Source organism: Marinitenerispora sediminis (genome assembly GCF_003336425.1).
GTDB classification, from domain to species: Bacteria; Actinomycetota; Actinomycetes; order Streptosporangiales; family Streptosporangiaceae; genus Marinitenerispora; species Marinitenerispora sediminis.
This window is the reverse complement of record NZ_QEIO01000232.1, coordinates 1-5,988: the sequence shown is the minus strand read 5'-3', so window position 1 is coordinate 5,988 and position 5,988 is coordinate 1. Positions and strand designations below refer to the sequence as shown.

General features: G+C 73.7%; 1 pseudogene. It reads right to left on the bottom strand.

Going from position 1 to position 5,988, the window contains the following annotated elements:
* Positions 1-5,988, bottom strand: a pseudogene (locus tag DEF28_RS27735) (hypothetical protein); the annotation flags it as partial.

Genomic DNA, 5,988 nt, shown 5'->3' with positions numbered 1-5,988 from the left:
GCTGGTCGGTGGGGTCGGCGATGAGCCGCCGGACCAGCGGTGGCAGCTTGGCCCGCTCGTCGTAGTAGGTCTTCTCCGCGTCGCCGAGCTTCTCCTGGGTGTCGGCGACCCGGTCCCACGCCTTGCCGCGGGTCTGGTCCAGCAGGCCGAGAGCACGGGCGTCGTCCTCGCCCACCCAGCCTGTGACGGTGGTCTCCGCCGCCGCCATCCCGCGGGTCGGCCGGCGGCCGAAGCCGGGGATCGAGCGGTGCGGGACCTCGGCCGACACGACCCAGTCCACCGGGATCGACACCAGGTAGGAGCGCTTGGAGGTCGCGTCGGGGCCGGGCACCGGGCGGTCGTTGTCGGTGTGCCCGTCGGTGCGGGCGCCGCCGCGCTCCCCGGTGCTGACGAGGTCGGCCCCGCCGGCCAGGCCGGTGCTGCGGGTCGGGGCGGTGGGCGTGTCGGCCGGCGGGTCCTCGGCGGTGGTCCCCGCCGGCCGGGTCGGAAGGCCGCCGCCGGCGGTGGTGGACTCGGTGACGGCCGACGAGTGCGAGGTGGCGCTCGACCGGGACTCCTTGGTCGAGGACTCGACGGCGACATCGACGAGGGTGGCCCGGTCGGTGTGCACGTTGGCCCCGAGCCGCCACCGGGTGGATCGCGGCGGCGTCCAGCGCGCCGGTGTGCTGCCAGCCGTGGGCGCGCGCGATCGCGACGTAGGCGGCGTCGAGGACGTTCGCGCCGTGGTCCTGGACGGTCAGCGGGGCGATCGGCACGTCCGGCCGCCGGGCGCCGCCGTCCGGCCGCGGGGCCCGGTCGCGCCAGTCCTGGACCGAGCCGTTCAGCCGCCCGGTGGGGTTCACCAACCGGGGCGCCGGGGCCGGGCCGCTCCTCCGGGCGGGCGTGCTCCCCCCGACGCCGCCCGCGGCGTCCACCAGTTCGAGGTAGGCGGCCGGGAAGGACTCCCGGACCGTGGCGTAGTCGCCCTCGATGGTGAAGGAGCGGTCGCCGTAGCTGACGGTGAGGCGGATGTGCTCGGGGGTCTCGGCGATCGCGTAGGGACCCTCGACCTCGGTGGTCCAGGTGATGGTGGTCTTCTCGGTGTCGCTGTCGGTGCGGTTGGTCGTGGAGCTGGCGGAGACGTTGGGGGCGGGCGCGACGTTGGTCGGACGGTCGCGCGGGAGTTCGCTGGGCAGGTTCCGCGGCTCGTCCGAGCCGGAGAACCTCGTCGGGACGATCTCCGCGACCTCGAAACGGGTGCTCCTGGTCGTGGTCCCGGGCGTGCTCCGCGTGTCGGAGGTCGCCAGCGACGTCTGGCTGCCGAACGTCGCCTTCCCACCGAGGTCGGTGACGGTCGGACGGCCGCGGACGGTCTCGATCTTGATCGTGCCGTGCCGGATCTGGTTGCCGACCTCGACGCGCCGGTCCGTCCCCTCGGGACCGCGCGAGGCGCGGCGGCCGAGCGCGACCAGCTTGACGTCCAGCGTCTTGGGCACGCCGCGGCCGGTGGTGTGCGCGCTGATCTCGTCCAAGACCGCCTCGCGGCTCTCGCCGGTCAGCGTGTAGTTGTCCCGCCGCAGCCGCGCGTCGAGCTGGGTGCCGGTGGGCCGGTGGTCGACGGCGCCCCGGCCGTCGGTGTCGGGCGCGGGCCGCGGCAGGCTGCCCAGGTGCTGGCCGACCTCCTCGAAGCCGGGGCGTACCCGGAACCGGCGGGTGTCGAGGTTCGGGTTGGGCTGCGGCTCGGTCCGGCCGGCGGTCTCACCGTCGCCGGGGGGCACGTACCGGTCGTTGACCAGCCCGGAGCGGTAGAGGGAATGGGACGGGGCGTAACCGAACTCCGCCTGCGGGGCGTCGAACCGCTCGGCGCGGAAGTCGTCGTCACCGTCCCGCCGCGGGACGTTGATCCCGAAGTCCCAGTCGTTGCGGATCTCGGCCGCTCCGGTGATGCTCAGGTCCGCGGTGTAGGGGGTGCTGCCGCCCTGCGGCTGGAAGCTGGTCTTCTGCGAGTAGGTGGCCGACTCCGACACCGACGTGCCGGTCAGGGTCCGGGACCCGCTGAAGGGGTTCCAGATCGCCTGGGTGGTGGGGGCGTTCGCCTGGTCGGCGCGGAGCTTCCCGCGGCCCGGGTCGTTCGCGTCCTGCCCGGCCCGCAGGCTCTCGGCCGAGGGGTTGGGGTTGCCGGCGCCGCGGACCTCCGTCTCCACGCCCGCGGTCCACGAGGAGCCCCTGCTCCGGCTGATGTTCGTGTCGTGCTGCGAGCTGATCTTGAGGGCCGAGTTCGGACGCGGGTCGTGGAACGTGGCGTCGGTGCGGTCGGCGAACAGCGCGGTGGTGTGCCGGCCGCTGAAGAAGAAGTCCCGCATCCAGTTGCGCGAGCGGTACCCGGGAGGAGCCGCCAGGAGCCGGTCGGAGTGCGACGCGAGCTGGTCCGCCGAGTAGTGGGCGGGATAGAAGTCGTGTCCGGCCCGCTCCTTGAGGAACCGCTGCAGCCCGGGAGCGCCGTCCAGGACCCCGTAGATCCGCTGGCGCAGGTCGACGTCGCCGACGGTGGTGCTGATCTTCTGGGTGTAGGTCGGGATCGTGTCGAGCCCGGCGGCCTGCGGCGTGCGCACCGGGGTGTCCGGCCGGCCGCCGTTGATCATGTTCTTGGCGCGGTCGGAGGTCAGCCGGGTGGAGTCCGCCTCGTCCGGCTCCGGGCGGCCCGAGGCCTCGGTCTCGCGGGCGTGCGGGTCGAGCTGGGCGGGGGTCTCCAGCTCCATCCGGGCGTGGATGGCGACCGGCTGCCCGTTGGCGGTCGTCAGCAGGTCGACGCGGTGCCCGTCGTACCTGGTGCGGATCGGCGGCGTGCCGGGCGGCAGGTCGTCGGTCTTGCGGAACTTGCCCATCTCGGCGTGCAGGTCGAGGTCGTACCGCCAGATGTCGGTGTCGCCCTCGTCCTTGAACTCCGACGTGACCTTGTCGGCGCCGCCGGTCTCCAGGCCGCGGGTGGACTGGTGCGTGACATGCCCGCGCACGCCGATGCCGCCCTGGACGCCCGGCATGCCGCGAGGGTCCTGGCTGGGGATGTCGCGGTACACGCCGCGGACCCGCACGCCGCCGGTGTGCGACCGCCCGTGCTCCTCGACGCGACCGCGCCCCGAGGTGCCCTCAGCCGATCCCGAGGTGTGGTTCTTGGTGACGGTGCCGCCGAACTCCCGGCCGCGCGGGGTCGCCTTCAGCCGCACGGTGACGACGTCGGGGAGGAACCAGCCCTCCTTGTCCGGGTCCCACGGGTTGAAGTTGCTGAGGTCGGGGTTGATGTCGGCGGTCTCGATGAGGTGGACGTCGATCCCCTCGTTCAACCAGGTGTCGGCTCGGGCCGGGTCGGACAGGTTCCGCTCGGAGGCCGCGCGCAGCACCCTGAGGGTGTTGTACACCGCGATGGGGTGGCTGCGGCGGAAGTGGTTCTCGCGGGAGAAGAACGCGTCGTCGTGCTCGCCGTCCGGCCGGTGCGCGAAGTCGTCCTTCGTGCGCGCCATCTCGGGCACCACGAGGCCGGGGTACTTGCGGGCGATGCCTTCGAGCACCTGCTGGGCGTAGGCGTCGAACACGGTGCGGTGCGGTGGTGCGGCGGTGCCGTCGGTGCCGTCGGCCGGCTGCCCCGCGGGGTCCCACCGCGTGTAGCGGTGCCCGCTGCGCCAGGTGATGCCGCGGACGGTGGTGCCGCCGAGGTGGTCCGGGCGGTCCCGGCGCAGGTGCGGGTAGGCGGGGACGTGGTCCGCGCGCTCCCGGGCGTCGGCGTCGTTGCGGTGCGGATCGGCCAGGAGCTGGGCGTCGTCGACCCCGAGCACGTCGACCGTGGTCCCGGTGAACCGGTGCGGCGTGGCCTCGCCGTCGAACTGCAGGTAGACGTTGCGCCGCACGTCGTACATGGCGGTGTCGCCGGTCTCGGCGGCCACGCTGGTGGTGCCGCCCGACTGGCGCGCGTTGCCCAGACCGCGCGACCGCTCGTGCCGGTACTCGACCATGGGCATTTCGAGCCGGAACAGGTTGCCGACGATCTGCACGACCGCGCCGACGCCGATCCCGGGGTTGAAGCTGTCGCCGCGCAGGAACCTGCTGTCGGTCGACTTCGCCGAACTGGTCTTGTCCTTCAGATCCAGCTTGGCGGGCGCGTCCGGGATCCGGGTGAAGTCGGTGGGGACCGACCACATCTTCGCGAGACGCGTCCGCCCGGTGTTGTCCACGAACGACAGGTACTCCGGCCCCCGGGAGGCGTCCCGGAGCATGTCCCGGACCGACTCCTCGGACAGCTGCTCGCGCACCTGGTCGGCGCGGCGCGGGTCGGGGCGGTGCCGGCGCATGAAGTTCGGCAGCCGGTCCTTGATGGAGTCCCACAGGCTTCGCCGCTGGGGCTGGTTCAGGTAGTCGGCCACCCAGTCGGCCATGGTCGTCCGGGGGCCGTCCGCGTCGTCCGGGGCGCCGTCCTGCGCGTGGTAGATGCCGTTCACCTTCGCGGTGTGGCCGCCTGGCGCGCGCGTGCCGATGTCCTGGGCGCCGTCGGGCCGCTCGCCGGGGGCGAACGGGTCGTGGAGCCTGATCCGGGCCGGCGCGTCCGAGGCGCGGTCCCCGAGCTCCACGGTCATGGACAGCCCGCCGGGTTCCCGCACCGTCTGCGTCCCGTGGAGGGCGACGCCCTCGTCGTCGCCGGTCGTCCGGTCGGAGTCGACGGTCAGTTCGGCGACCAGCTCGGTGGCGTAGTCGACCGCCTTGCCGCCGACGCTCGTCTCCGTCTGCGTCGATGCCTGCTGTGCGACCGTCTGGTTCGTGGACGGCTGGTTCAGCGAGAACGCGGCCGACGGTGCGATGGCCGGCCCCACGACCATGGCCGGACCGGCCGGCATCGGGTTGATGTAGATGCCGCCGCCCACGGTGCGGCGGGCGCCCGCGGACCGGGTGTCGGTGTGGCTGACCTCCCGGGTGGCGGTGTCGGTGTTGGAGAGGTCGGGCACCGAGTCGTCCGGCCGGACGTGCGGGTCGCCCGACCGCCGCCAGTCGTTGTTGGCCGAGCGCAGCTTCAGGGTGACCGAGTCGTCCCCGATCCGCACGGTGTGGCCGCGGTCGCCGTAGAACGGGTACGGATTGGCCGCGAAGTCCGACCGGAAGCGGTCGGCGAACGCGTCGAAGTTGGCGAGGCCGGCGGGCAGGCCGGGCCGGAACCGGTCCAGGAGGTTGTCGAGCGCGTGCCGCCCGCCGGAGCCGGGAACGTTCAGCCGGACCCGGTTGCGTTCCAGCAGCTCGTTGCCGAGCAGGTGGTCGAGCTGGCGGGAGTAGGTGCCGAGGTCGTCCTCGCGGCTCTTCCCGGAGTCCCGCTCCGCGGCGTCCACCTGCCGCTGGAGCTCCTCGGCCCGCTCGTCCGCCCCGTCGAGCTCGTCGATCCGGGCACTGTCCTCCCGGTAGCGGTCCCCCTCCTGCTCGGCGTGCGTGCGGGCCTTGCCGTGCTCTTCCCGGACGAGGGCGAGATCGTCCCGCGCGTGCTTGGCCTCCCGCGTGCGGTCACCGAACTCGGCGCGGGCGCGCTGGAGGTCCCGCTCCGCCTGCTCGCCCTCCCGGGGCAGCGTCTGGGTGCGCTCCTCGACGTGGGCGCGCTGCTCGTCGTAGCGCCGGACGGCGGCGGCGTCCTCCGGGTCGGGGCGGTTGTCCCGCAGCTCCTGGATGAGCTCGCGGATGCGGTCCCGTTCCCGCCGGAGGTCGTTCAGGCGCTGCTGCGCCTCGTTCCGCCTCTCGCGCGCCTCCTCGCGCAGGGAGTCCGCGGTTTCGGAGGTCCGCGCGTAGTGGGACAGCCGCGCGTCGTGGTACGCGCGGAAGGCGCGGTTCCACGCCTGGCCGGCTTCGATGTTGCGCGCCAGGGCGTCGCCCAGTCCGTCCTGTGCGCGGGCGAGGTCGAGCTGGTCGCGCCACATGTTGCGCTGGTCGCGCTCCATGGTGTCGCGGGCCTGCCGGGCCGCCTCGTCGGCCGCGGTGACGGCG